This is a genomic window from Nostoc sp. 'Peltigera membranacea cyanobiont' 232, assembly GCF_002245985.1.
Classification (GTDB): Bacteria; Cyanobacteriota; Cyanobacteriia; order Cyanobacteriales; family Nostocaceae; genus Nostoc.
On record NZ_NOLK01000123.1, the window covers coordinates 1 to 24,511 of the forward strand.

Here is a 24,511-nt window from a genome sequence, read left to right on the forward strand (position 1 = left end):
AGATAAGAAGCATAATCAATGCCCAATTCCCAATAAGTAATGAGTAATGAGTAATGAAAATAATTGCCTACTCTTATACCAATCCGCTATTAGAATCTGCTCCCGATCGAGCTGATTGGGGATGGGAGGTGGATCGGGTTTATGAAGATTTTGGCAAGCGAGAGTCTTTTGGACACGCTGCGCGATCGCAATTACAACAATTATTTACCGATTGCCAAACTCAACCAGCAGATTATCTTTTGATTCGGCGATTGGAAGAATTAGGGGATACTGTAGAAGAAATTAGCGATCGCTTGCATCAACTCGAAGCGATGGGAGTAGCGATAATTGCCACTGAACAACCCTACACTTCCGAAAATTACCCTCTCGGCGCTGACTTGCTAAATTTGCTCAATGCAATTCAACGTCAACAACGCAGTCGTCGCATCCGTCAAGGACACGCCCGTAATCGGCTTGAAGTTGCACCGCCACCCGGTAAAGTTCCTTACGGTTATCGCAGAGGTAAGGGACAATATAATATCGATCGCAGTACTTCACCAGTAGTCAAAGATTTTTTTGAACACTTTTTACTCTATGGTTCCCTGCGAGGTTCAGTTCGTTATTTGGCGAAAAAATACAGCAAAAAAATCTCTGTAACCACAGGAAGACGCTGGCTAACTAATCCAGTTTATCGCGGCAATACAGCTTACCAAAATGGTGAAATTATTTCCAATACCCACATTCCGATAATTTCTAAGGAAGAAGCAGCCCAAATTGACCGACTTTTACGCCGTAACAGCCGTTTACCATCCCGAACTGCTAGTGCTAGGCGTTCTTTAGCTGGATTGGTTGTGTGTGCTGAGTGTCAGTCACATCTGACGGTTACTCGTGTCACCCAACGCAACCAAGATAAGGAGTATCTTTATTTACGTTCTACTAGCTGTCCTCAACGCCCCAAGTGTAAGGCTATTCCCTACCAAGAGGTGTTGGAACATACAATTGAAACCGTTTGTCGTGACTTACCCTTAGCTGTAGCGGGGATGAATTTTCCGCAATTGGATGCAGTCAAGAATAGTTTAGGACAAGCGATCGCTCGTCAGCAAGAAATACTTGCTCAGTTACCCGGTTTAATTGAAACTGGAATTTTAGATGTTGAAACAGCAAAGCTAAGGGCTTACAAACTCCGCACAGAAATTTCTGCACTCGAAGCAAAGTTGGCGACGCTTCCCCCAGTTAACTTGCGTTCTGTTGCTCAAGCTGTTTCCATACCACAATTTTGGTTAGATTTGTCGGAAACAGAGCGACGATTTTACTTTCGAGAATTTATCAGAAAAATTGAGATTACTCTTGAGGATAAAGAATTAAAACTCCAAGTTATTTTTATTTTTTAAATTAAAGGGACGGCTATAAATCATATATAAATCGCCAGACGCGATAAATCGCCGTCTCTACAAAGGACTGATTCTTGTAAAGACGGCGATTCATCGCGTCTCTTGCCTTAACCATTGAAGGTGGGTTTTGTCTGTATAGCCGCGTTCGCCCTACAGCCCTTTGGCATCCTACGGCAGGCGTGCCAGAGGCATCATTCTATTCGCCCTGGCTAAAATTGACTATTTCTGAGATGGTTGATCCTTCGTATACGCAACAGGTTTTGGCCCTGCATTTCGCACATTGATAACTTTATTGAGGATATCAAACCAAAAAGGCGCACCCATTGCAATAGCAAAACCACTCACTACCCAACCACAAATTAATTTGATAACCTGTGAAATTCTAATGTAAACCAGATTCGATTTCGTAGTATCTAATAACTCAAACTGTTGATTAATATTTTGCCATCCAATGGGTATAGAAGCATTGCCTAATAGTTTTTCAATGTCCCTTCTGGCTGCTGGATCGTTGATATAATCGATTCGTTGGCTTGCACTTTGAGCAATGGTAGAGCGGATAACTGAATCCTCCGACAGTCTTTTAATTAAGTGAAATGTATCAGTATTGGTTAAGAAGGCAATTGATATTCCAATTAAAATAGCAACTCCTTTGGCATTGCGCTTATAAACACCACTAGCTCGATCCATAGAGCGATCGAACCATGTTTCGACTTCATTTTTAAACTGATTTATTTCTTCTGTGAGATCGCCAACCTTTATCCTACTACGTTGAGCAATCACAGCAAGGCTTTTGATTAAACTATCAGGGACTTCATCTGGTAACTCATTATTAATAAAATCTACAAATTTCTGGTCAATATCTCCATAAACTTCTTGAATCTTTGTGTAACTTGCACTTGTTGGATCGTTAATGCCTTTTTTAAGTTCTTTGTAAGAGGCTAATATCAGATTCAAGTTGGTTTTTGCTTCTTCACTAGGATGTTTTACATAATTAATTAGCTGGGGAATTTTTAATGTATCTAATAAAGTAATTGCAAATGTTTCAGAAGGAAGATAGGAAGGGCCGCTTTGTTTTTCTAGTACTTGTTCGTCAGGATTTTTAGTAAGTCTCCGAAAATGCTTTTCTACTTTTCCCTTGGTTTGTTGATTCAATGTATTAATCAAAGGATCGTTATAAAGTGTTTGGACTAACTTTATTGCATTAATAATATCTGACTTGTCACTTTCACTACCACCTGACAAAAGTAATTCAATTGACAGTTTTAAATGTTTAGCTCTCCATTGTAATAATGTGGCAATCAGTTCTTGAATTTCAGAAGCTAGTAAGCTCAAAATTAAGTAAATAAAAACTAAGCCAAGAGTAATATCTACAACCACAGGTAAATTCATTGATAGGCTCCAATAATTTATTAGCTGGTTATTTTTGTAAAAAATCCTTTGAGAAAATTGTATAACATAGATATTTCAATTAAATAATCGCTTAATTAAATTTAAAATGCCAAAACTTCTTAATTTGGAATTTTAGTTAACAATCATCTCTACAATAGTCGTGAATTGTTCTTGAGAAACTGAAATCTTATATTGACACCAATTTCTCTATGAAGATGCACCAAACGATATGACGAACAAGCCAAGAAGAAAAATTTGAAAATCAAAGTAAATTTCTATAAACATTCAGCACATCATTTAAAAACTGTAGCAATTAATTCATATCGTGCTGAATATAGCTAGTTTAAACTAAGCAGACAAAAATGAAACTAAGCATTACATTTAAAATAAAATACAAGTTAATTTACGGACTAATAACCAGGTAATAAATAATTTCTTGGTTGTATTCTTTTTATCATTTATCGGATTATATGTTATTTCACTAACTAAGATAAATTTTTCAAAAAAGAGCGCTAATTAGATAAAGTTGAGTTAATCTTGGAAACTAGCAATTGTTAAGAATATACGTTGCTACTGGATGGCAGCATTGGAGATTCGCTAGATGTCTCTATGTAATCAAACCAGCAAGTAAAATGATTAACATAGAATATGCAAGAAGGAAGCTTTATTTGGAGTCATCTAGAAAAACAGCATCGCACGGTTGGCAAATGGATTGATTGGGTATGGCTAATAGTATTGCTGTTGGCAGCAGTGTTACTGTTTAGCATCAATCTAGGAGGATTGCCATTGCGAGATTGGGATGAAGGGACTGTGGCACAGGTTGCTCGTGAAATTTGGCACGCTCCAGCAGGTTCAATGCGTTGGCTTTACCCAACGCTAGGAGGTGAACCATATCATAACAAGCCACCTTTGATGCATTTGCTCATTGCTTGGGCTTATTCTCTAGGAGGCGAAAATGAGTTGACAACGCGCTTGCCTGGAGCAATTTTAACAGCGACATCTGTCCCTTTACTGTATTGCATTGCTAGAGAGATATTTCGCCAACGTTGGGCTGCTATTTATAGCGCCTTGATTTATCTAACAATGCTACCTGTAGTGCGTCATGGGCGCCTGGCAATGTTGGATGGGGCGATGGTAAGTTTTTTGATGGTGATGATGTTGTGCGTGCTGCGATCGCGCCGAGATTTACGTTATTGTCTTGGTGTTGGTATTAGTTTTGGGCTGATTTGCCTAACTCAAGGATTGCTAGGCGTATTACTAGGTGCGATCGCGATCGTATTTCTCTTTTGGGACACACCACGACTACTCACTTGTTACTATCTGTGGTTAGCAATCTTCATTGGTATTCTGCCTGTAGCTGCTTGGTATAGCGCCCAACTAATTCACTATGGTTACACTTTCGCTCAGATTGGCGTTGTAAACCCATCACTAGACCGAATTGGCTCTGTTGCAGAGGGGAATTCTCAACCCCCTTGGTACTATGTTATTGAACTTCTCAAATACACATGGCCCTGGTTATTATTCTTACCACAAACTGTCCGCTTAACCTGGGAAAATCGCAACCTTAGCTGGGCAAAGCTAGTAATGGCGTGGAGTGGTGTTTATCTGCTGGTAATTTCTTTCATGATTGCCAAAGTTCCCTGGTATTTATTCCCCATTTACCCTAGTTTAGCTTTAGCTTTTGGTATCCAATTATCAGATACAGAAAATTCGCCTTTACTCTCATCCTATCCCCGCGCTTGGGTTGCTGGTTTAGCAATACTTGCAGTAGTCGCTTCTGCTGGTAGCATTTATTTCAGTTGGGGTACACCAAAAACAGACTTACAACTGATTTTTGCAGCAGTAGCCTTAACAATGACCTTAGCGGCTATTTTGGCAGAACGAGGCGACGGGCAATTTTTGAAGATTTTGTTTTGGGGAAGTTATCTTTCGCTGCTGCTGTTAATGAAATCTAACTACTGGGTTTGGGAATTATCTGAAGCTTATCCAGTTAAACCAGTCGCCGCAATGATTGTACGGGCAAATCCAGCTACGAAGAAGATTTACACGTCTTTTCCCTACCATCGTCCCTCGTTGGATTATTATAGCGATCGCACCATCATTCCCGCTTCTGTTGGCGAACTGGAGTATTATTGGCACTACAACGGGCAACCATACTTTCTGCTTCATGCATCTGCTTTCAACAATCTCCAACTAGATTCAATGAAGCTAATTGATCAAGCTGAAGGCTGGAAGTTAGTTACAAAAGAAACTAATCGTCTTTGAGTTTTGGCATTGGGCATTGGGCATTGGGCATTGGTCTATCCCGTTGCACTCAGAACTCAGAACTCAGAACTCAGCACTGATGAGGGGCATTGGTATTCCCCTTGTGCCCTCTTCGCCCTGATGTGGATTCGAGTCTAACGCTCTTCTATTACTCTCGTTAAATAAAAATTCAGAACCCTTGATTTTTAAGGCTTTGATAAATTTACGAGTAGGTTGGGTTGAGGGACGAAACCCAACACGAAAAATCCTTGGTTTTGTTGGGTTTCACTTTGTTCAACCCAACCTATATTTTTTTCTTTAATCAGAGTCATAAAAGAGCGCTAATGGGTATTGTTTGGCTAGACTCAGAGCATCTACTATATTCTGCAAAAAATTAAGGAATCATTGCTACCTTAATTACCTGTCGTGCCTTCATTTCACCAAACACCTGTTCTAAATCTTTTAATGGCCGCTGTTCACTAATAAGTAACTCAAAGGAAATTTTGCGACTAGCGATCAGTGCCAATGCTTCCCGCACATACTCAGGTGTATTATGAAACACGCCTTTAATGGTCAGTTCGCTGTAGTGCAGCTGTTCTGTATTAAGAGTAATGCTGGTATACCGTGGACATCCACCAAATAAGTTGACTGTTGCACCAGGACGGGCGCAGGCGATCGCAGTTTCCCAAACACTTGGTACACCTGTCGCTTCAATAACTACATCTGCGCCCCATCCTTGGGTAAGTTCTTTCACCACACTAGGAATATCCGAGATTTGATGATAATTAAAGGTCTGGGTTGCACCCAATTTCTGACCAATTTCTAGCCGATGGTGATTACCTCCCCACAGCAAAACCTCGGCTTTCTCACTCAACGCCGCCACAAACATCAGCCCGATCGCCCCATCTCCTAAGACGACTACTTTATCTTTAGCTTTGATATTAGAACGGGCTACACCATGCAATACACAAGCTAAGGGTTCCGTCATGGCTGCCAATTCCCACGGCAACTCATCGGGTATATGCAATAAATTATGCTGTACTATCGGTGCGGGAATTCTCAAGTATTCTGCAAAAGTACCATTATTCCAGGTCAGATTCGGACATAATGAATACTCTTGACGTTGACAAAAGAAGCACTTCATGCATGGGGAGGAATTATTAGCGACGATGCGATCGCCCACTTGCCAATTTGTAACCCCTGCACCCAAGGCAACAATTCGCCCAGCACCTTCATGACCAAACAGCGTCGGCGGTTTCAACATCTTGGCATGACCACCACGCCGCCAGACTTTCAAATCTGTACCACAAGTTGTTGCTGTCTCCACTTGCATCACAACTTCGCCAGCCGCAGGAGTGGGGTCAGCAACTTTTTCTAAGCGTAAATCTTCTTGCCCATAAAGTAACGCTGCTAACAAAATTTAAAACCTATCAATTAGCTCCATCCGATTTTACCAGTTTGAGCTAATTGATAGGTGTAAACAAATCAGTCTTGATTTTTAGTCAAATTTTATTAATCTAGGTAACTTGGTAGAAATAAACCAAATTATAGGAATCCGGTTTAATTCCTGAAAATATACGTAGGATGTGTTAGCGACAGCGTAACGCATCAAACCCGCGATCATAGTGCGTTACGAACTCTGTTCTAACACACTCTACAATACCTAATTTCGTTCAAAATCAAATAGTAATCCTATATATTACGAAACGTAAACAGGCTTAATACCAATTTTGTATGAAGATGCACAGAATATTTATTAAACGAACCGCCAAGTACGCCAAGTACGCCAAGAATAGAGAGTTACTCATTTAGTGCAGCTTCACATTAAATTGGTATAAAGCCCTTACTAATGACTAATGACCAAGGACAAATGACAGCCCTTGCTAACTTAACTTAAACAAATTGCAAAAACTAAGTATTTACCACTGGCTGGGGAAGCACTCCGGTGTTCCGGGTTTCCACATTAGGCAAGCGAGTAGCAGTTAATAGTGGCACTTCTTGTCTGCACGACAGGCAAAACCAATATAGTTCACCGTGACGGGCATGACGCAGGAGGGAACCACTGCAACACGGGCAGGTGTTGGCTTTCGTACTCATACCAATATCCTCCTTAAAAAAATTTGTTGTTTTAAATTCAGCAAAAAAATCAGTTGATTAAAAATTGATTTTGGTAGCATGAATGCGACCATTCGATTCTATGCGGTCTTTAATAATTTGTCTGTAAACAGCTTCATACCCGTTAACCATTTGGCTAACGCTAAAGTTGTTTTCTACATATTTTCGACAGGTTTGACGATCGAGTTCCAAAGCGAGGGGAATCATTGCCGCCATTTCTGCATAGCTTTTGCAGATAAAACCTGTTTTCCCGTGGGCAATAACTTCAGGTACGGAGCCAAAATTCATGGCAATAACTGGTGTGCCAGTTGCCATTGATTCAGTCATTACTAACCCAAAAGGTTCTTGCCAGTTAATGGGAAAAAGAGTTATGGCAGCATTCCCCAGAAGTTCAGTTTTTTCGGCGTGGTTAATTTCACCTAGATATTCAATTTGCTGACCATCAATGTGGGGGGCAATCTCTTGTTCAAAAAACTCAGAGTCTCCGACATCAACCTTTCCTGCCATCTTCAAATGCCAACCAGTCTGCTTTGCAATAGCGATCGCATGGTGTGGCCCTTTTACTGGCGAAAAACGACCTAAAAATGCTAAATATACAGGTTCTGACGGTTGGGCTACGAATGGATAATCTGCTAGCTCAATTCCGTTATAAACCGTGCCAACATAATTTAGATCGACTTGACGCTGCGAGTTACTAATACTGACATAAGGTTGCTTTTGGTAGTAGCTAAATGCATGACGGGTGTCGTTTGTAAAATTATTGTGCAGGGTATGCACTGTAGAAGTTGCTGTTATGAAACTCGCTAAAGGTAGTGCCGAAATCCCTACATGAGAATGAATAAGATCGAATTCCTTAGCACGTTGGTAAACTCGGCTTAGTTCTAGCATTTCGTACACTGCATACTCTTTAACATTTGGGTCTAAGCGTAATGCCCGTGGATAAACTGCTTCTAAATGAGCCAAAGTTTGAGAATCACCAGAGGCAAATAAAGTTACCTCATGACCGCGACTAACAAGTTCATCAGTCAAGCGACTCACTACCAGTTCTATCCCTCCATAACTAAGAGGTGGAACTCTTTCCCATAAGGGGGCAACTTGAGCGATTTTCATAAGTTTTTTTGGTTCAGTCTATAAAATTGTCCTCAATATGATGAGTTGCATCATTATTGTATGAGAACAGAGCATTTCTACTCACTATTTTGAAATTTAAATTAACCTAACAGGCTACCAAAAGCGCAATAACGGTTAACCGTCTAGCAAATCTTTTACCGACAAATCTAAAGGACTATCGGCAAAAGTCAACCCTGAGCTACATTTATAACCTATAGCAAATCAATTACTTGTTGCATCTGTCTTGGGGATCATAATGAAGTAGAATATTTTGTAGCAGAACTTACAAAATTGAATATTTGGTAGCTGATAATACTAAAATATTGAATGGGATCAAATGATTAAAGGTTTGTTTAAACGTAATTGGCAAATGGAAAAGAAATTATAAATATTAAGTAATTGTACAATAATTACATAATTTGTAATTATTAATTTACAAAAAATTCTGATAACTAATGAAAATCGCTACTTGGAACGTCAACTCAATTCGCACTCGCCTCGAACAGGTTACTGATTGGTTAACTAATAATCCTGTTGATGTTCTCTGCTTGCAAGAAACCAAAGTTGCGGATGCTGAGTTTCCGCGATCGCCTTTTGAGCAGTTGGGCTATAACCTTTATATATCTGGACAAAAATCTTATAACGGCGTAGCCCTGATTAGCCACCAGCCACTTTTAAACGTAAGTAGCGGTTTTAGGGCGATTTTGCCAGATTTACACCACGAATGGGATGAGCAAAAGCGGGTAATTACAGGTGTAATTGATGGTGTTCGGATTGTTAATTTATATGTTCCCAATGGTGCAGCAGTCGGAACTGAAAAATATGAATACAAACTGAGCTGGTTGACAGCGCTACACGAGTATTTGCGACTGCTTGTGCTGTCAGAACCTGCAATATGTGTGTGCGGTGACTTCAACATCGCCCTAGAAGACAAGGATATTCACGAGCAAGTGAGTACAGAAAATCACATTATGGCAACAGAAACCGAGCGCCAAGCCTTACGGGATATTCTGCAACTGGGATTTGCCGATGCTTTCCGCAAATTCACCACAGAAGGCGGAAACTATAGCTGGTGGGATTATCGCGCCGCCGCCTTCCGTCGCAACTTAGGTTGGCGGATTGACCATCACTATCTCACACCCGTGCTGTACGAGCGTGCTACAAGTTGTGTCATTGATGCCGCACCCAGAAAATTAACCCAACCCAGCGACCATACGCCGGTAATTGTGGAATTTTGAATTTGGGCATTGGGAATTGGGGATGGCTCAATAATCAGTAGTTCTTCCTTTGCTCCCCCTGCTCCCTGCCCTCTTGCCCCTTCTCCCCCATTCCCCATCAATTTAACGGCTTATATATATCCTCAGAACTGGGATTGAGATAAGGACGCTGTAAATCTATTAGGTGTCGCGCAAAGTGTTGGTCAATAACTCTCATCCGTTCTTCCATCGCATTTTTGCCTTTTTGCCAAGCTTCCAACAAAGCATTAGCGACAATTTGGCAACGGTTCATCCCAAAACTTTCTTGTGCAGCAAATTTTTGGGTTGGTTCCTCGGCTAAACCTAAACCTGGGGCTAAAAATTTTGTAAATAAAGGGATTTCGGGCTGGAAATGGGATTGGTTTTCTGGATAAATAGCCTGAAGGATTGTACGAATTGCTGGATAGTCGGAGAGTTCAAAGTAGAGTAGCCCCGAATCATAGCGTCCGTATGCACAGGGATTGTGAAGAACTTGAAAGCTAAAGGGAATTGACGCTGCGTTCAATTGCAGTGTCAGACTTTCCATGAGAGCGATCGCACCAGATGGCGTAAAGTTAAAGTAAATTCGCCCTGCTCCCAAATCAGCATCAGGATTGCTCTGCTGTTCCTGTCCAACATTACTAACTGCTAAGTAACAGCCATTTTGCAATCGATTTTTGGGCATCCAGATTGCCACCATATCTCCCACTTTGGTAGATTTCTTGCTGGATTTTAGATGGCAGTCTGGCTCAATATAAAGTGTTAAACCGCCTTTAGTCACGGCCATAGTACCATCAGGTTCTTTCCGCAGAACCTCCCATCGAGGGTCAAAGTAACCTATGCCGTGATTACTGGCGTGTAGATGCTCGTAAAAGTTCCAATCAATTTCTAAGATGGAATTATCTGCTAAATTCTGCTTTGGCGGGCAATTATTACTATCACTATTGACTGCTAAGGTACTTTGTAGAGAGCCATTGTAATAGATCCCATAAAGAAAGTTTCGCAGCAATAAGCTGAGATATTTCTGTTGTAAGTCTACAGAATTTTGCTGAAATCTATCTGCTACTTTCGTTGGTAGAGCAAAGGGTTGATAATTGGGATGATAAATACAAAAATTTGACTCAATCTGAATATTTTTAGCAATGTCGAATAGAGAAGTTAGTGGTTGATTGATAGAGTAATTTAGCATTAATCCATTTAGAATTCAAACTTTAAAAAACAGAATTCAGGAGTCAGAATTCAGAGTTGTTCTACTCCCTGCTATTAACAACCCCGAAGCCGGTTTTTTTCGTAATAGAGTCGAAGTAGCTGTGGCTCCTTTACAGGCTGAGGAAGTTTATGAACTTTTCCAACAGGGTTAAGGATTTCTGACTCTGATATCCCGAAAATAGTCAGTACGCCTTGCTGCGGCATAGTGAGTAAACTTTTAGCCACTTGCAGCATACAAATATCAGCATTATTAAAGGATTTCCGGCAGGTAATCATATCCTGAATTTGATGAATCAGTGCTAGCCCCGCAAATTGAATAACGCGCACAATAAAGTCACTACGGTATTCTAAAATCATGGGAAAAGCATTTAGATAAGCTCTAATTAGAGCAATAATTGAAGGTTGTAAACTCTCCAACGGTGTCAACGCCAGATGTAGAGATTCTTGTAACTCAATGGTGGGATCTACGACGAGGCTATTGAGCCAAATTCCTAAATAGCTTGCTAGTAAAGTACCTAAATCAAAAGCTGGATCTCCCCAAGAACAAGCTTCCCAATTAATTAGTTTTACTAGGCAATTGTCTAGTTTATCCCATCTGGAATGAACCAAAATGTTGTTCAATTTCAGGTCGTTGTGAGTCAAGCAGCAAGGATTCCAGGCATAAGCCAAATCTGCGATCGCAGATTCCAAACTCTCCGATTGCTGGTAGAGTAGATAGAATTTCAGCGCATCCGTGGGAACTGTGCCAAAAATCTCCGGGCCAATTGACTCTACCCCTTGCGCCGGATTGTAAAAGCCATAGCGAAACTCTCCTTGGGGAGCAGTTGCCATGAAATCCTTATATTCTCGGCGGTTGTAGGTTGCGCGATGGAGTCCCGCTAAAGTAGTGCCGATGGCTGTAGCAATTTCTTGTGGACAAATCTCATTGTTGTGGTAGAATGTCGCAAGTTCCCGATATTCACTTAAGTAGTTACGGACAAGGATGAAATTTTTTTCATCAAAATGAACTACCAACGGTGCGATCGCGGAAATATTGCCAAGAACAGGAAACTGCTGGAGCAACTGATGAAATAGCCACTCCTGAAACAATTCACGAGGAGCGCCGTCATTGATTTTAACGTTACGTTCTTGTTTAATGAGCAGTTTCCGATTATCTGCTAGAGTCACGAGTAAATCGGAATTGTTCTTACTACTTCCTGGCAACTCAGATTTATCTGATGCGTCATCTTCTGAGCTACACAGCCCCGCTTCTTGCAGATACTGAATAACGTTATGAGAAGACAGTGATAATACCATGTATTATTTCCTACTTCATTAAATTACTTAAACTTATCTGTGTCGGTATTTGGTTGTACTTAGCAGTTTTGGGTAGATAATGAATAACAATAAAGATTTGTACAATCTACTAATATCCCATCTTTCCGATAAAAACCTGCCAAAATGGTACAAATTCCTTTACAATTGCTTTAAAATTCACTCCTAGATCCGGTGACATCTTTACACTTTATCAGCATAGTTACTTAGATACATCTAGAGCAAGTTTTGTGGTAGAGCCTTTTGATGTAGCAGAATCTCCAGCAAAAAACTGATTGGCGGCAGATGTTATTTGGTGGTGAGTAGTCATCCTGAAGGCAGCGAAGAATTTCAGTAATCCTTCGCAGAGGGAAGCATGACATTCAACGCTATTATTTTTATTTATCATCCCAAAGTCAAAAAAACCGGAATTTTTAGGCAATTAGTAATTATTTTTTTCTTTAATTTTCAGAATTGATGTCTGGAAGCCTTGTTATTAGGTCATTTGTCTTACTTACGTAGTGTACATGACTAGAGGCGATCGCACATAACGGTTACATGAGTGCATCTTATGGAAATGTAGTTTTGTCAAGTATGTTGAGCGAAAAAAGACCTCTCCCTGGTTTTACTATGTAAAACCGTCCCTCTCCGAGTCGGAGAGGGAAAAAGGTGAAGGAAAATTCAATATCTTAGAACTAGACGCTATTAAAGGTAAAGCAGTATGAGTGACAATGATTTGCTGTCTCGAATTTCTATCGACCCAAACATTTGTTTCGGTAAACCGTGCATTCGCGGACATCGGATTTGGGTATCACTAATTTTGGACTATTTAGCTGGTGGTACAACAATCGAAGAAGTTCTTGAAGTTTATCCAAGTATAGAAAGAGAAGATGTACTGGCTTGTATCGCCTATGGTGCAGAGATGGCGCGGGATGTTTTTGTGGAACTTCCTTTGACAAAGAAGAAGGAAGCAAGTGCGTGAAATTAAAGCTAGATGAAAATATCGACTTGCGCGTTGTAACTTTATTGCAATTAGCAGGACATGATATTGCAACAGTCCCAGGACAAGGTTTAAGTTCTGCACCAGATACTGAAGAACCGAAGTTATTGATGTTTGTAGGTGTGAAGGTAGATGTTTAGTTACTTGCGATCGCGGATTTGGAAATCGTCTAAAATACAATCCTTCTGATTATCCAGGAATTGTGATTATTCGCTTACCCTCTCGTCCTAATTTTGCATTTTGGCAAGAAGCAATAGAGACACTGATTCAGGGGCTAAATGCCGCAGAAGTAACTGGAAAGTTGTGGATGCTTCAAGGTAAAAGTATTAAGGAATACCTATCATTTGAATAAGACTGATAATTAAATTTGGTAGACATCTTATCTACCAAATAAAATCCAACTAAGGGTTTTGTAATTTCAATCAGCAGAATTAGCTGAAACAGCACTTAGTTGATATTGTGGAATCGGCTGTTTTGTAATTAAAGCATAAATAACATCTGGGTCTAAGTCAGCTCCAGATTCCCATTGAATCGTTCCGTATTCAGAGTTGACGCACACTGTAGCAAAGTATTCTTTATCTTGCAGAGGCGCAAATACACCTGTAAATTTAACAATTTTACTAATATCAATTATTCCTTCAATTTCATCTTCAAAACGGATGTGAAGCTGATAGTTTTCTCTTGGTTCAACTGCAATAATATCTTTGAGCATGATTTAATCTAATGGGGAGATTTTCTGTAAGGTTTGATTGTCTCTAGCGAGTTCCCAGTCTTCCATCAGTTCGGCTTGATGCAAAGTTGCCCATTCCGTTACCAGTTTCAAGAGTCTGGGAGTCAGTTCTCCTTCTAGAATTTCCACGGTTTGGATGCTGACTATAGCTTTCTGGTTATTGTAGCGAACGTGAAAGTGTGGCGGTGGATGGTCGTTATAGTACATCGTGATGATAATTCCGAAAAAACGGCTAATTTCTGGCATTCTTTCATCCTCTGGTTTCGATGTCGTATAAATTGCAGAGGGTGAGGAGTTTTTGTTTGAGGCGATCGCGCAGACTCGCAGGTGATAGAATCACACAATCTTCCCAATACCGTGATACTTCTCGAATCAACCAGAAGGGATTAGCTACTCGCCGCACCACCTGACGCACATTATTAATCATCTCATCCTCAATATCATCTTCTTTCGGTTGATAGGCTTTAGCTAGCCAACCACGAAAGTGTAATTGCACTTTTACATAATCAAGTTCACCCCGCCAATCTCCACTTGTAGGGACAACAGACTTAATTCGCTCAAAGCTTAAGCAACGATTGTGCCAAAGTTCGGGTAATTCTGGGATATCGTTTTCTACATCTGCTGTCTCTTCACACCAAATCATCAGATAAAAGCGTTTCTCAAAAAAGCGCACCTCAGTATGACGAACTTTGTAATCTAATTCCTGTCCTTGAGAGTTTTGATATAGCAGATAGAAAGGCTGTTTGGCTTTACTTAGTTCTTCTATCGTATTTCGCCATTCTTGGATAGGTTGACTAAGTTGTTTCATCAGCGATTGACGAAGAGGTGCTTCGAGATTGCCATGTTCCAGCAAAAGTGCAAGTACAGTTTGCGCTTCTCCAATGTGACCTGCATCGTTTAAAGCTCTAATCGCTTGCTGTAAGGCATTAACTTGGTTAGAGTCAAGTGTAAAGGGCTTTCCGACCTCTACAGATTGTTGTGCGATCGCTACTATTAACCCCGAAATACTGGGTTCTTTGCCCCAATTGATATTGAGACGGCGAGCGATCGCTTCTAGTTTTTCCTTAGTTCCTGGCGGAATTGACAGTGTAATCGTTTCTTTTTTTCTGGGCATCTATAAATTGTACTTACACTATTGACACAAATGGTATTTATAGCTATTTTATATGTATACCAAGTTAATCAATAATTTCAACACCAAAAAACACAATGTTACTCGTTAGGCAGATACGAAAAAAGCCAGAGCTATACCCTGGCTTGCAACCCCTGATAGGGATTCATGAAGTTATGTTAACGCCTTGATCACGTCTTTTCTACAATTTCAATCCCTGCTAGGGATTAGGGTGTAGTCTCAAGGCTTCTTTAGTATACATCTCAAAAACCTCAGTGAACATTTTTTTGCTCACGAAACTAACTTTATCAGTTTTTTACTAAGGAAAAAAGCTGGATACAAATCAGATAAGATTGCTAAAGATGTAACTAAGTGGGGTGAAGCGGCTGGTACAGATGCACTCATAAAAGCGGCTGAACTTCAGTTATTAGCTGTAAGCAATGCAGAAGAATTTGCCATATCTGAAGGTTTAAAAGCAGCTTACCTCAGTTATAGAGAATCAGGATTAAGCCCTAAAGAAGTTTGCGATAAAATTGCTCATCATACTGGTATATCTGAACAGCAACGTATTGCAATTGAGCCATTTAACGGTCAATATGGGCGACCTTTATTTGCTGCTAAGGCTGCTGTTAAAGGAATTGAGGGTATAAAAGAAGCTCTAAAAGAATCTTTCCAACTAAGAAAGGAAAGTACACAAATATCTGAAGAAACAGAAGTATCTGAAGAAATGATTGCAGCCGTTAGCCGAATGGTAAATTTACCTTTTGCTATTCGGTTAAATGGAGCTAATGATTTAAATGCTTATGTAGAAGCAAATCCCAGACAAAGATGCTCTTTAGGTTCTACTTCTACTGATATAGATGAGCTAATTTCAGATAATATGCCTCCTGGTACAAAGGTACAAGCTTTTTCTAATCGCTTACCAGGTGGTATCAGTGCTGAACCGAAAAGACAAGCAGATTCAATTGCAGCTTTAGCCTATCAATTAATGGCGGTTGGCGCAAATTTTCCTAATGTTAACAAACAAGACCCGCTTTATTTGCACTTAGCATTACCTAAAGGTTCTGCTCCAGAACTTTTGAGGATTTGGCGTGGACTTTTAAAACAACTTGCAGCGACAAATGCTGAAGGTGGTACTGTCACTATTGATGAATTGAAATTGTATAGAGATAATCAGCTTGAATTTAAAGCTAACAAAGTAGTCGGTTTAGCATTACCAAAGCGTCCTGATTTTGTTCATACATCTGTCATTATTCCTTTACTTTGGGGAGATGTTAATAATTCTTTAGCTTTACTACAATCACTGAGGCTTGCTTTAGAAATTTCCTTGTCTTTAGATATTGGCTTTCCTTTTACCTTGAGTAGCAATCTAGAGGTGGAGTTATCTAATGATGTTTATGGACGAATAGAGGGAATTCCTTCTGCACTGCAAACTTTATTAGGAAATGGACAATATCAGCAACGCCAAGATGCAGAAAAAATTCTTGAGCGACTACGTTGCATTGGCAAACTAGCAACATCTGTTGCAAGTATTCAGAAAGCTGATGATTGTTTGTATGATTTGGCTCGTGCTTGTGTCAGATCAATTGAACTTTATTATGTCTTGCTACGTTGGACTCTGCGGGAACAAGATGAACCAAATTTGAGCGTTATTTGGAGTCGCATTTGTGAGCCGTTAAATACTTTACTGGAGAGCTTTATGCCGGATGAAAACTTACTCTTAACTAAATATCTTAGAGAAGCTGCTCAAGTTGCAGCAGAGGGAAAAATTTGGGGAAGTTCTTTTAAACGAACTGCTCAAGCAGAACCGTTTACAGCCTTTATTGCTGCGATTCGTTCTCAAAAGCCTTATTTGGGTTTAGATGTAATTTTTGCTGCTTTAGTACAGCAATATCATACTCGCTTAGACCGTATCCGTGAGCATGGCGTAGGTGCGACAAAGTATGAACAGGTCAAGCGTTATTACGAGCTATTACGAAAACTATATGAGGAGGTTTATTCAGCACGTCCTGAAAAGTTTTTATCTGACCAAAAAACTTTAGAAGCTGCTTATTTATTCTTTCTTCAAGAAGCACGGAAACAACTCAAAAGTCAACCTGAAGATGAATCTGTCGAAACAACTACAACTGTTTAAATAATTAGGAGTTTTCATCATGTCCATTTCAAAACTTTCTTCAGTTCTAGCAACAAGTTATGAGAACTTCCCCAAAGGACGTTTTATTACTTTAGTTGTTTTAAGAACAACCCATTCTGAAACTATCTTTCGCACAGAAGGTTCAGGTGAGCCAATGTGTAGCGAATTTGTCCAAGCTGGTTTAGAGGGTGAAAATCAAAAAACTATAATTCAACGCTTGGTAATGACTAAGCGTAAACAAGTAGCACCAGAAAGACGCTACGGACGAGAACATTTAAGAGCGTATGAACTTTTATACACCAACCCGAAAGATGGCTCTCTTTGTTCTTTAAATACTAATGCACCTTGTGAAATGTGTGTAGATTGTTTCCTCTACGGCTTCGCGGCTGGTGGGGGTGGCGCTCAAAAAAGTCGCATTTGGACTGAAGATGCTTTTAGTATTTTACCTGCTAGTGATGTTGTAGGCGATCGCACCATAAACGCCATCTACGAAACTGGTACAATGCGCGATGAAAAAGGTAACGCCTCAACAGCTTTAAATACCAGCGAATACATCAAACCAGGAGTTCATTTTCTAGATGTCGTCACCCTAAAAGATGTAACTGCGGATGAACTGCGCTATATCATCGGTAATATTCTTTTCACAAGTCGTTACGGTGCGGTTTCCAGTCGTGTTGGACGTATGGAAAACGAGATATTAGGTGTATTTGGTAGTATTACCGAACTTCCTAGTTCTCTAGAACTTGTACAAGCTACTTATGACGTATTAGGTAAACCTTTAGAACATCCTTTGAATATTAATCAATTAATTACAGCCAGCAAACAAGTAATTGCTAATTGGAAAAATAAGAGAGGGGTTTCTGTGCAGCTATCTGAAGAAGAATTAGCCAATTTGCTGACTGATGTAGAAACTAATTGGTCAGAAGCTGAACGTGATAATTTTCTCAAGCGTTTAACTCAATCTTATGAATCTTTCCGTCAGGTTGCACCTGAAAAGAAAAAGGCTAAGGCGAAAGGCAAGAATACACCAGTTGAAGTAGAGATTTAGGTTATGTCAACAATTCCTTTTCAGCAGGCAAAACTTGTTGAATTATACTGTCTTGAACCAGTCTTTTTTGCCTCTAGGGAGTTGTCTGATACCTATTACACTGAGGGGGTAATTGGGAATTATGCTCTTACCTATGCTTTAGGTAGAGTAAATTCCCCCTATCGCCTCCAAGGTCAGGCTACCGGACGACCAACCTACAAAGAAGATTTACAACCAATCGCACAAGATTTTTATATATTACCAGCTTCACCAGTAGGTAGTGTGACATTCAGATTTGAACGTTTCAATGCTCTTTCTGATTCTTACTGGTATGCAATGACTAATAACCGTGTTGCTACTGCGCGGGAAGATTTACCATTACAACGCCAAGGTAAAAAACCAAGTTCATTTAGACCAAGTAATTTTCCGCAAACCGGAAGACTGCGGATGATTGAACGCAGAAACAAATTTCAAACTTTGGTATTTGGAAATTACCAATTACCAAACTATATTCGCCTTGGTAAGTTCATGAGTAAAGTCAAGGTAAATGTGCTGAATGAATTTTCTGTGACTCTACTACCAGAAGGTGAATATCAAAGTCAACATTATCTAAATGCTGCTGATTTACCACAGCAAATAGAGGCTTTAGCGTTCGATTTAATTTCTATTCCTCCTGCACCCATCATTAAAAATCTTCGTTTTCGGGGTGCTGCTTGGCAAGTTGGAGAAATGACTGTACCAGCAGGGTTACATTTTTGCGGTAGAGAAAGTAACAATGAGTAATCAAAGATTAGTTATCAGATTAGAACCGCGCAGTATTTCAGCTTGTGCATCTTTGCCAGATGAACTATCTTTTATGGGGAATGCACTTCAGCATCAAGTTGATGTCTTTGAACAATCTAAGGATGCAGATATTATCCTTGATTTAGCACCAACTGGCACAGGTAAAACCAATGCAGGACTAACAGTATTAAAACATCAGCCAAATAAAAGTGCTGTTTACATTGCTCCAACTAATGCTTTAATTGAACAGCAAACAGAAGCAGCAAAAAAGTTTGTGAATGATGCTAACTTACCTCATATCGTTAAATCAGCTTCTGCTAAAGATATTAAAAGCTGGTCTAACGATAAAGTTGGCAGTCGTTCGGGGGAAAAGCTGTATAACGTATTACGGAATCCAGCTACAGTCTTTGCTGATGTTGGGGCTAATACACCCATCATTTTAGTCACAAATCCTGATATCTTTTACTATGCAACTTTCTTTGCATATAACAACCTAGATAGAGGTAATATCGCCAGTAGTTTTTACACCAAATTTTCGACAGTCATTTTTGATGAATTTCACCTCTACGATGCTAAACAGCTAGTTGGAATGCTGTTTTATCTCGCTTATTCTCAAGTTTTTCGCTTTTTCGAGAACGGACGTAAGGTAGTATTGCTGACAGCGACACCAGAACCAGCTTGTGAATTAGCATTGCAGAATTTAAAACAGGCTGGTGTAAAGATAGCAAGAATTGATGGAGAAGCAGGTAATACTAATCTTTTACCGTCACAAACAGCAGTTAATTTGGAATTAAGACCAAAACCAGATAGTAAGGAAGAGTGGTTAGCAGAGTTAGCAGCAGAAGTTGTCCAACGTTTTCGAGAAAGACCTGATGAAAATGGGGCTGTAATTCTTGACTCTCTTGATAATATTAATCGTCTCTCAGATTTACTACGACAGCAAGGACTTGGTGATGACATCGGGCGTATAACTGGCCCTGCACCCAAAAAAGATAGAGAAAGGGCTATGCAGTGTCAAATTATTTTAGCTACTAGCACCGTAGATGTAGGATTTAACTTTGAAAGACATCCTGAACCGAAACGGCAAAATTTAGATTGGTTGATTTTTTCAGCACGCGATCGCGCCGCATTTTGGCAGAGAATTGGTAGAGTAGGGCGTGTATTGGGTAAATCTGAAACTAATATTGATTCAGAAGCTATTGCTTACTTACCTGCTAACGCTTGGGAAGAAGGTTTAACCTCTCTAGATACTAATGGGCGACGTACAGCGCTAAAAGACTTACTTGAAACACTTCCCTGTTTAGATAAGCCTTTTTTAAAAGCTTACTGGCGTTCAGAAGCATTTCTAGAAATTGCCCGTCCCTTGTTAGAATTGGAAGAAATGCTTGAAGGTTTAGCTGAAGAAAAATTGATTTTGGAGTTATTCAATACTCTAAAATCTATTTTTGAAGGAAACAGAACTTGGGATGATTATCGCTACAGAATGAAACTTTTACGAGGCGCTGAAACTATTGCGAAAAAAACGCCCAAAGAAATCAAAAAAGATTGGAGGTATATCAAAGGTGGTCAGGCTTTTGTCAGAACCTTTATCAAGGCTAAATTTCCTGAAGATTGGGATGACTTACAAGCTGGACGTACAACTTTACACGAATACGTAGATTTATTTAAAAAAGATGAAGATGCACTAGCTGAGTTAAAAGAATTTGCTGAAGTTTTTAGTACAAGCTATGCACCTTTATTTAGTTTTCGCTCTAGTCTGTTTGAAAGTCTTTCCATTCGTGATCCTCATGGTTTTATTCTAGATGAATCGGAGGAAACAAGACTAGATCCTTTTCACCTATTACGCTATTACGAATTTGTCCAAAATGGTGATTATATTGAAGTCATCAGTCGTGCTACTGAAACTTATCAATTGAGTTTTGAATTACGCTACACTGATAACTGGCAAGAATTTATCAGTACAGAACTTAATAAATTAACAGCTTTTAAAAATTGTCGAATCATCCGCACTCTTGGAGGAGGAACACGACCCACAGACCAAATACAATCTTTGAATAGGCATCTTTTACCAGGAGTAATTATTTGCCCCAGAACAAATGCTGCTGTAATTTTTCAATTAAACAAGCAAGGAATTATTTCTTATCCAATAAACATTGTTTGCAATGATATGGAGAAAGAATATAGATTCTTTTCAGGCTTGTCAGGAATTTTAACAATGGCAATGAAGTTTAAACAATTACGTCTTCCAGATGATGAAGTTTTTATTGCGGGATAAATAATTAAATTCTCGCACCATTGGTGCGAGAATTTGTAGAACATCGATTTATAAGCATATTTCTCTCATATCCCCCGTGAAACACTATCAACAACAAACCAACGCCTTCCCCAGCGATTATCTAAACAACTTGTGGGGAGAAATCCAAGCTTGTCCTTACTTTGCTATCAACAACCTCAACCGCGATTTTGTCGCCACTAAAGGATTTTCCGTAGTGTTTCAGCGTTCTGGATTACCAAAAGTAGAACAGCAGTTTCCCTACTTCAAACCTTACCTAGATTTAGCTCTCCAGCCGAGTTGTAATGCTTTTTACCTCAATCCTTTACAACTCAAAGAAGGCTCCCGCGTCGATCCGCATATCGATCGCTCCTTACGTTCCTACTCCAAAACCATTGAACCGCCTGCGGTTGTCAGTGTGCTTTATGTGCGCGTACCTGCGGATATGGAAGGGGGAGAACTGGTATTGCGATCGCACAAACGCCAACTTGGGCAAATTAAGCCCCAATTCAATACTTTAGTTTATTTTCAAGGTGATTTAACCCATTCGGTTAACGCTGTCAAAACCCCAGGAAATCGCCTCAGTCTCGTTTGTGAACAGTATAGTTTGAGTGATGCTGAACTCCAGGAAATCCCTGAGTTCACTGTAGAGTCAAGAAGCACTCAGTCTACAACCAAAAAGAGAAAGTATGCCTCATAGTTTAGTGTTGAATTTGCTACCACAATCACCCATTCCATCACAGTATCTCACAGGTAGACATCTCCACGCCCTATTTTTAACCCTGGTTAGTTCTGTAGATACCACATTGGGCGATCGCTTACACGATTCCACCGCAGATAAAGCTTTCACCCTCTCCCCTTTACAAATTAGTAATACAAACTCTCCCCTTTTGAAGGGAGGTAAAGGTGGAGCTAAATTGCAATACTCACATCAACAACCCATTCCCGCCGGAACACCTTGTTGGTGGCGCATCTCTTTATTAGATGACACTCTATTTGGCAAACTTACCCAACTCTGGCTAAATCTTAATCCCAATCGCCCTTGGCATCTTGGCCCGGCTGACTTGTATATTACCAGCATTCAAGGGACACCCCAATCTATTCAACCTTGGGCAAATGCCAGTACTTATGCTCAATTATACGAAGAAGCTAGCGATCGCAATTCTTCCATTAACCTGAGCTTCTCCACACCTACCGCCTTCCGTCAAGGACAGTATGATAGTACCCTCCCTACCAGAGAATCTGTTTTCAATTCCCTACTTTCGCGGTGGAATAAGTACAGCGGCATAGAATTATCTCACATTGCGATTGAGTCAATATTTCCCTCATTTGTCAATATTCACACAGAAATATTAGCCGACTCTCGGAGCAAATTTATTGGCATTCTTGGCGAAGTTAACTACAAGATTTTGGGAGAAATTGAACCGATACAAATTAAGCAACTTAATGCCTTAGCTGATTTTGCTTTGTATGCAGGAATTGGTCGCAAAACAACAATGGGTATGGGTATGTCTAGGCGGCTGTATTCTCCCTAATTTCAATAATCATTTCAAACCAACCTAAGTTATGAATAACATCGAATATATTTCCATTGCGGCATTGAATCAATATGCCTATTGTCCGCATCGTTGTTGGCGAATGTTTTGTGCAGGGGAATTTACCGATAATCAATACACAATTGAAGGTACAACTTTACACGATCGCGTCCACACAACAGGCGAAGGACAGCGAGGAGAAACTTGGCAGGTTCGGGCAATTTGGCTAAAGTCTGAGCAATACAAACTCATCGGCAAATCTGATTTAATTGAAGGCGAATCTGCTCAAGTTTATCCAGTCGAATATAAACGGGGACGTAAAGGCGAATGGGATAACGATGAGTTGCAAGTTTGCGCCCAAGCCTTATGTTTAGAAGAGATGACAGGACAACCTGTAACTACTGGTTATATTTATTATGCCCACTCCCATCAACGGCAATTAGTAGAGATTAATGCAGAATTACGACAAAGTGCGATCGCAACTATTGAATCTGTCACAAATCTCTTAGAAACCGGAGCAATGCCAAAACCAGTTTACAGCAAATGCTGCAAAGGATGCAGTCTTTATTCGCAATGTTTGCCCAAAGCCACTGATAAAGTCAAAAGTTATCAAGAAGTACATTAAATCATACTCTGGTAACTTCTAATTTGAGGACGTATTGACTTTCAACACTGTTCAAATAAGATCCCCCCGCCTGTGGCGACCCCCTTAAAAAGGGGGTAAAGGAAGAACATAAGCCCCCCTTTTTAAGGGGGGTTGGGGGGATCTTAGCGCAGTAAACAAGCGAACCAAACCGTATTGTATTGAATTTGATAACTTTCAATTAATTAAGGATTAAATCATGGGAACAGTTTACGTAATACAAACTGACGCTTTTATCGGCAAAGTTGACGAACGTCTCACTGTCAAAGCTGAACAAAAAACAATCTTAGATATCCCTTTAATTAAAATAGAGGGAATTGTAGTACTAGGACGGGCTACCGTTTCCCCATCAGTTGTAAGTGAACTTTTAGATCGTCACATTTGTTTAACATTTCTCACAGAAAACGGACGATACTTAGGGCGTTTAGAACCAGAAGTTACCAAAAATATCTTTGTTCGTAAAGCCCAATGGCAAGCTATAGGAGAATCACAATCAGCAATACATTTAGTCAGAGGATTTGTGCGCGGTAAATTGAAAAATTACCGCCATAGCTTACTTCGCACTCAGCGAGAACATCCTGATACCGACCTGAATAATAACATCACTCGATTAGAAAACGCGATCGCACCAATCGAAAAAACCAGCAGTATTGATTCTCTCCGAGGCTTAGAAGGTGCTGGTAGTGCAGCCTATTTCGGTTGCTTTCAACAGCTAATCAAAACCCCAGAATTTAAATTTGAAGCCAGAAACCGCCGCCCACCAACCGACCCAGTTAACGCCTTACTGAGCTTTGGGTATTCATTGCTACGTCATGATGTGCAAAGTGCTTTAAATATTGTTGGCTTCGATCCTTATCTAGGATACTTACACGTTGAGCGTTATGGTAGACCTTCCCTAGCCTTGGACTTGATGGAAGAATTTCGTCCTTTAATAGTGGATGCTGTAGTGTTGTCGCTGATTAACAAGCGATCGCTAACCTTAGCTGATTTTACCACCGAACCGCTCAGTGGTGCTGTAAATTTAACCAAAGAAGGATTGCGTATATTTCTTAGCGCCTACCAACAAAAGAAACTATCAACTTTCAAACATCCAGTCATGGGAAACAAATGCACTTACCAAGAATCCTTTGAAATTCACTCTAGCAATTTCTTTATCCCATCTAAGAGTTCAGCCTCAAATTTGAGGCGGAAGACTTCGGAAGTATTTTGCCAGCAGGGAACTACATTCCCTGACTTTTGCAAAACTTCTCTAACTGACTGGTAGCATTTTTCAGCCAAATTTTTCACAGGTCTAAATCTCCATTTTGTCAC

Annotated in this window: 21 protein-coding genes and 1 pseudogene; 13 read left to right on the forward strand and 9 right to left on the reverse strand. The window is 40.0% G+C overall.

Annotated elements, in window-relative coordinates:
* Positions 1-53 precede the first annotated feature (53 nt).
* Entirely contained in the window at positions 54-1,370 is a 1,317-nt protein-coding gene (locus tag CDG79_RS29220) for a recombinase family protein (RefSeq protein ID WP_094345258.1), read from the forward strand.
* A 219-nt stretch (positions 1,371-1,589) separates the two neighbouring features.
* Here CDG79_RS29220 and CDG79_RS29225 read toward each other — a convergent pair whose 3' ends face one another.
* Positions 1,590-2,759 carry a hypothetical protein gene (locus CDG79_RS29225; RefSeq protein WP_094345259.1) on the reverse strand — a complete coding sequence of 390 codons (1,170 nt, stop codon included), beginning with the start codon at positions 2,757-2,759 and terminating at the stop codon, positions 1,590-1,592.
* A gap of 648 nt (positions 2,760-3,407) precedes the next feature.
* Here CDG79_RS29225 and CDG79_RS29230 point away from each other — a divergent pair.
* On the forward strand, positions 3,408-5,024 hold the full coding sequence (locus CDG79_RS29230; protein ID WP_094345260.1) for an ArnT family glycosyltransferase: 1,617 nt from the start codon (positions 3,408-3,410) through the stop codon (positions 5,022-5,024).
* A 373-nt stretch (positions 5,025-5,397) separates the two neighbouring features.
* Here CDG79_RS29230 and CDG79_RS29235 read toward each other — a convergent pair whose 3' ends face one another.
* The 3 genes from CDG79_RS29235 to CDG79_RS29245 all read right to left on the reverse strand — a co-directional run bounded on the left by CDG79_RS29235 (position 5,398) and on the right by CDG79_RS29245 (position 8,228).
* Positions 5,398-6,420 carry a zinc-dependent alcohol dehydrogenase gene (locus tag CDG79_RS29235; RefSeq protein WP_094345261.1) on the reverse strand — a complete coding sequence of 341 codons (1,023 nt, stop codon included), beginning with the start codon at positions 6,418-6,420 and terminating at the stop codon, positions 5,398-5,400.
* Between the two features lie 494 nt (positions 6,421-6,914).
* A complete protein-coding gene (locus tag CDG79_RS29240; protein WP_094345262.1) occupies positions 6,915-7,100 on the reverse strand; it encodes a hypothetical protein in 186 nt (61 codons plus the stop codon).
* 57 nt (positions 7,101-7,157) lie between these two features.
* Positions 7,158-8,228, reverse strand: a complete 1,071-nt coding sequence (locus tag CDG79_RS29245) for a glycosyltransferase family 4 protein (protein ID WP_094345263.1) — start codon at positions 8,226-8,228, stop codon at positions 7,158-7,160.
* A 455-nt stretch (positions 8,229-8,683) separates the two neighbouring features.
* On the opposite strand from CDG79_RS29245, the gene xth reads away from it, so the two are divergent.
* A complete protein-coding gene (gene xth / locus CDG79_RS29250) occupies positions 8,684-9,466 on the forward strand; it encodes an exodeoxyribonuclease III (protein ID WP_094345264.1) in 783 nt (260 codons plus the stop codon).
* A 97-nt stretch (positions 9,467-9,563) separates the two neighbouring features.
* Here the strand turns inward: xth and CDG79_RS29255 are convergent, their stop codons facing one another.
* Both CDG79_RS29255 and CDG79_RS29260 read right to left on the reverse strand, forming a co-directional pair.
* Positions 9,564-10,652: a T3SS effector HopA1 family protein gene (locus tag CDG79_RS29255; protein ID WP_094345265.1), complete on the reverse strand. Its 1,089-nt coding sequence runs from the start codon at positions 10,650-10,652 to the stop codon at positions 9,564-9,566.
* 74 nt (positions 10,653-10,726) lie between these two features.
* Entirely contained in the window at positions 10,727-11,968 is a 1,242-nt protein-coding gene (locus CDG79_RS29260; protein ID WP_094345266.1) for an aminoglycoside phosphotransferase family protein, read from the reverse strand.
* A gap of 718 nt (positions 11,969-12,686) precedes the next feature.
* Between CDG79_RS29260 and CDG79_RS29265 the strand changes: the two genes are divergently transcribed.
* Together CDG79_RS29265 and CDG79_RS29270 are read left to right on the forward strand one after the other, a co-directional pair.
* Positions 12,687-12,947, forward strand: a complete 261-nt coding sequence (locus CDG79_RS29265) for a DUF433 domain-containing protein (protein WP_094345267.1) — start codon at positions 12,687-12,689, stop codon at positions 12,945-12,947.
* Positions 12,944-13,317 (forward strand): annotated as a pseudogene (locus tag CDG79_RS29270) (DUF5615 family PIN-like protein). Before CDG79_RS29265 ends, CDG79_RS29270 begins: the two are co-directional and overlap by 4 nt.
* A gap of 66 nt (positions 13,318-13,383) precedes the next feature.
* On the opposite strand, the gene CDG79_RS29275 reads toward CDG79_RS29270, so the two are convergent.
* Genes CDG79_RS29275 through CDG79_RS29285 form a run of 3 tightly spaced genes read right to left on the reverse strand, consistent with a single transcriptional unit; the run spans position 13,384 to position 14,809 of the window.
* Entirely contained in the window at positions 13,384-13,677 is a 294-nt protein-coding gene (locus tag CDG79_RS29275) for a DUF2442 domain-containing protein (RefSeq protein WP_094345268.1), read from the reverse strand.
* Positions 13,678-13,680: 3 nt separating this feature from the next.
* Positions 13,681-13,941 carry a DUF4160 domain-containing protein gene (locus CDG79_RS29280; protein ID WP_094345269.1) on the reverse strand — a complete coding sequence of 87 codons (261 nt, stop codon included), beginning with the start codon at positions 13,939-13,941 and terminating at the stop codon, positions 13,681-13,683.
* A gap of 4 nt (positions 13,942-13,945) precedes the next feature.
* The gene (locus CDG79_RS29285) at positions 13,946-14,809 is read right to left on the reverse strand and encodes a helix-turn-helix transcriptional regulator (protein WP_094345270.1); all 864 of its coding nucleotides are present in this window, start codon (positions 14,807-14,809) and stop codon (positions 13,946-13,948) included.
* A 724-nt stretch (positions 14,810-15,533) separates the two neighbouring features.
* Here CDG79_RS29285 and CDG79_RS29290 point away from each other — a divergent pair.
* From CDG79_RS29290 to cas1d, 8 genes are all read left to right on the forward strand, one after another.
* A complete protein-coding gene (locus CDG79_RS29290; RefSeq protein ID WP_223278381.1) occupies positions 15,534-16,940 on the forward strand; it encodes a hypothetical protein in 1,407 nt (468 codons plus the stop codon).
* Positions 16,941-16,959: 19 nt separating this feature from the next.
* Positions 16,960-17,988 (forward strand): type I-D CRISPR-associated protein Cas7/Csc2, encoded by a 1,029-nt coding sequence (cas7d, locus tag CDG79_RS29295; RefSeq protein WP_094345271.1) that lies wholly within the window; start codon positions 16,960-16,962, stop codon positions 17,986-17,988.
* Positions 17,989-17,991: 3 nt separating this feature from the next.
* On the forward strand, positions 17,992-18,750 hold the full coding sequence (gene cas5d, locus CDG79_RS29300) for a type I-D CRISPR-associated protein Cas5/Csc1 (protein WP_094345272.1): 759 nt from the start codon (positions 17,992-17,994) through the stop codon (positions 18,748-18,750).
* Positions 18,743-21,025 carry a type I-D CRISPR-associated helicase Cas3' gene (gene cas3, locus CDG79_RS29305; RefSeq protein WP_094345273.1) on the forward strand — a complete coding sequence of 761 codons (2,283 nt, stop codon included), beginning with the start codon at positions 18,743-18,745 and terminating at the stop codon, positions 21,023-21,025. The genes cas5d and cas3 overlap by 8 nt, the downstream gene beginning before the upstream one ends.
* A 76-nt stretch (positions 21,026-21,101) precedes the next feature.
* Positions 21,102-21,722: a 2OG-Fe(II) oxygenase gene (locus CDG79_RS29310; RefSeq protein WP_094345274.1), complete on the forward strand. Its 621-nt coding sequence runs from the start codon at positions 21,102-21,104 to the stop codon at positions 21,720-21,722.
* On the forward strand, positions 21,712-22,557 hold the full coding sequence (cas6, locus tag CDG79_RS29315) for a CRISPR-associated endoribonuclease Cas6 (RefSeq protein ID WP_094345275.1): 846 nt from the start codon (positions 21,712-21,714) through the stop codon (positions 22,555-22,557). Before CDG79_RS29310 ends, cas6 begins: the two co-directional genes overlap by 11 nt.
* Positions 22,558-22,588: 31 nt before the next feature.
* Complete coding sequence (gene cas4 / locus CDG79_RS29320) at positions 22,589-23,182, forward strand: CRISPR-associated protein Cas4 (RefSeq protein WP_094345276.1); 594 nt, start codon at positions 22,589-22,591, stop codon at positions 23,180-23,182.
* Positions 23,183-23,399: 217 nt separating this feature from the next.
* Positions 23,400-24,464, forward strand: a complete 1,065-nt coding sequence (gene cas1d, locus CDG79_RS29325; RefSeq protein WP_223278382.1) for a type I-D CRISPR-associated endonuclease Cas1d — start codon at positions 23,400-23,402, stop codon at positions 24,462-24,464.
* The last annotated feature ends 47 nt before the right edge of the window (positions 24,465-24,511 follow it).

What these genes read in the sequence shown, in the direction of transcription:
- CDG79_RS29220 (WP_094345258.1), top strand. Translation starts at nt 54, where the DNA reads ATGAAAATAATTGCCTACTCTTATACCAATCCGCTATTAGAATCTGCT.
- CDG79_RS29225 (WP_094345259.1), bottom strand. Translation starts at nt 2,759, where the DNA reads ATGAATTTACCTGTGGTTGTAGATATTACTCTTGGCTTAGTTTTTATT.
- CDG79_RS29230 (WP_094345260.1), top strand. Translation starts at nt 3,408, where the DNA reads ATGCAAGAAGGAAGCTTTATTTGGAGTCATCTAGAAAAACAGCATCGC.
- CDG79_RS29240 (WP_094345262.1), bottom strand. Translation starts at nt 7,100, where the DNA reads ATGAGTACGAAAGCCAACACCTGCCCGTGTTGCAGTGGTTCCCTCCTG.
- CDG79_RS29245 (WP_094345263.1), bottom strand. Translation starts at nt 8,228, where the DNA reads ATGAAAATCGCTCAAGTTGCCCCCTTATGGGAAAGAGTTCCACCTCTT.
- xth (WP_094345264.1), top strand. Translation starts at nt 8,684, where the DNA reads ATGAAAATCGCTACTTGGAACGTCAACTCAATTCGCACTCGCCTCGAA.
- CDG79_RS29255 (WP_094345265.1), bottom strand. Translation starts at nt 10,652, where the DNA reads ATGCTAAATTACTCTATCAATCAACCACTAACTTCTCTATTCGACATT.
- CDG79_RS29260 (WP_094345266.1), bottom strand. Translation starts at nt 11,968, where the DNA reads ATGGTATTATCACTGTCTTCTCATAACGTTATTCAGTATCTGCAAGAA.
- CDG79_RS29265 (WP_094345267.1), top strand. Translation starts at nt 12,687, where the DNA reads ATGAGTGACAATGATTTGCTGTCTCGAATTTCTATCGACCCAAACATT.
- CDG79_RS29275 (WP_094345268.1), bottom strand. Translation starts at nt 13,677, where the DNA reads ATGCTCAAAGATATTATTGCAGTTGAACCAAGAGAAAACTATCAGCTT.
- CDG79_RS29280 (WP_094345269.1), bottom strand. Translation starts at nt 13,941, where the DNA reads ATGCCAGAAATTAGCCGTTTTTTCGGAATTATCATCACGATGTACTAT.
- CDG79_RS29285 (WP_094345270.1), bottom strand. Translation starts at nt 14,809, where the DNA reads ATGCCCAGAAAAAAAGAAACGATTACACTGTCAATTCCGCCAGGAACT.
- CDG79_RS29290 (WP_223278381.1), top strand. Translation starts at nt 15,534, where the DNA reads ATGATTGCAGCCGTTAGCCGAATGGTAAATTTACCTTTTGCTATTCGG.
- cas7d (WP_094345271.1), top strand. Translation starts at nt 16,960, where the DNA reads ATGTCCATTTCAAAACTTTCTTCAGTTCTAGCAACAAGTTATGAGAAC.
- cas5d (WP_094345272.1), top strand. Translation starts at nt 17,992, where the DNA reads ATGTCAACAATTCCTTTTCAGCAGGCAAAACTTGTTGAATTATACTGT.
- cas3 (WP_094345273.1), top strand. Translation starts at nt 18,743, where the DNA reads ATGAGTAATCAAAGATTAGTTATCAGATTAGAACCGCGCAGTATTTCA.
- cas6 (WP_094345275.1), top strand. Translation starts at nt 21,712, where the DNA reads ATGCCTCATAGTTTAGTGTTGAATTTGCTACCACAATCACCCATTCCA.
- cas4 (WP_094345276.1), top strand. Translation starts at nt 22,589, where the DNA reads ATGAATAACATCGAATATATTTCCATTGCGGCATTGAATCAATATGCC.
- cas1d (WP_223278382.1), top strand. Translation starts at nt 23,400, where the DNA reads ATGGGAACAGTTTACGTAATACAAACTGACGCTTTTATCGGCAAAGTT.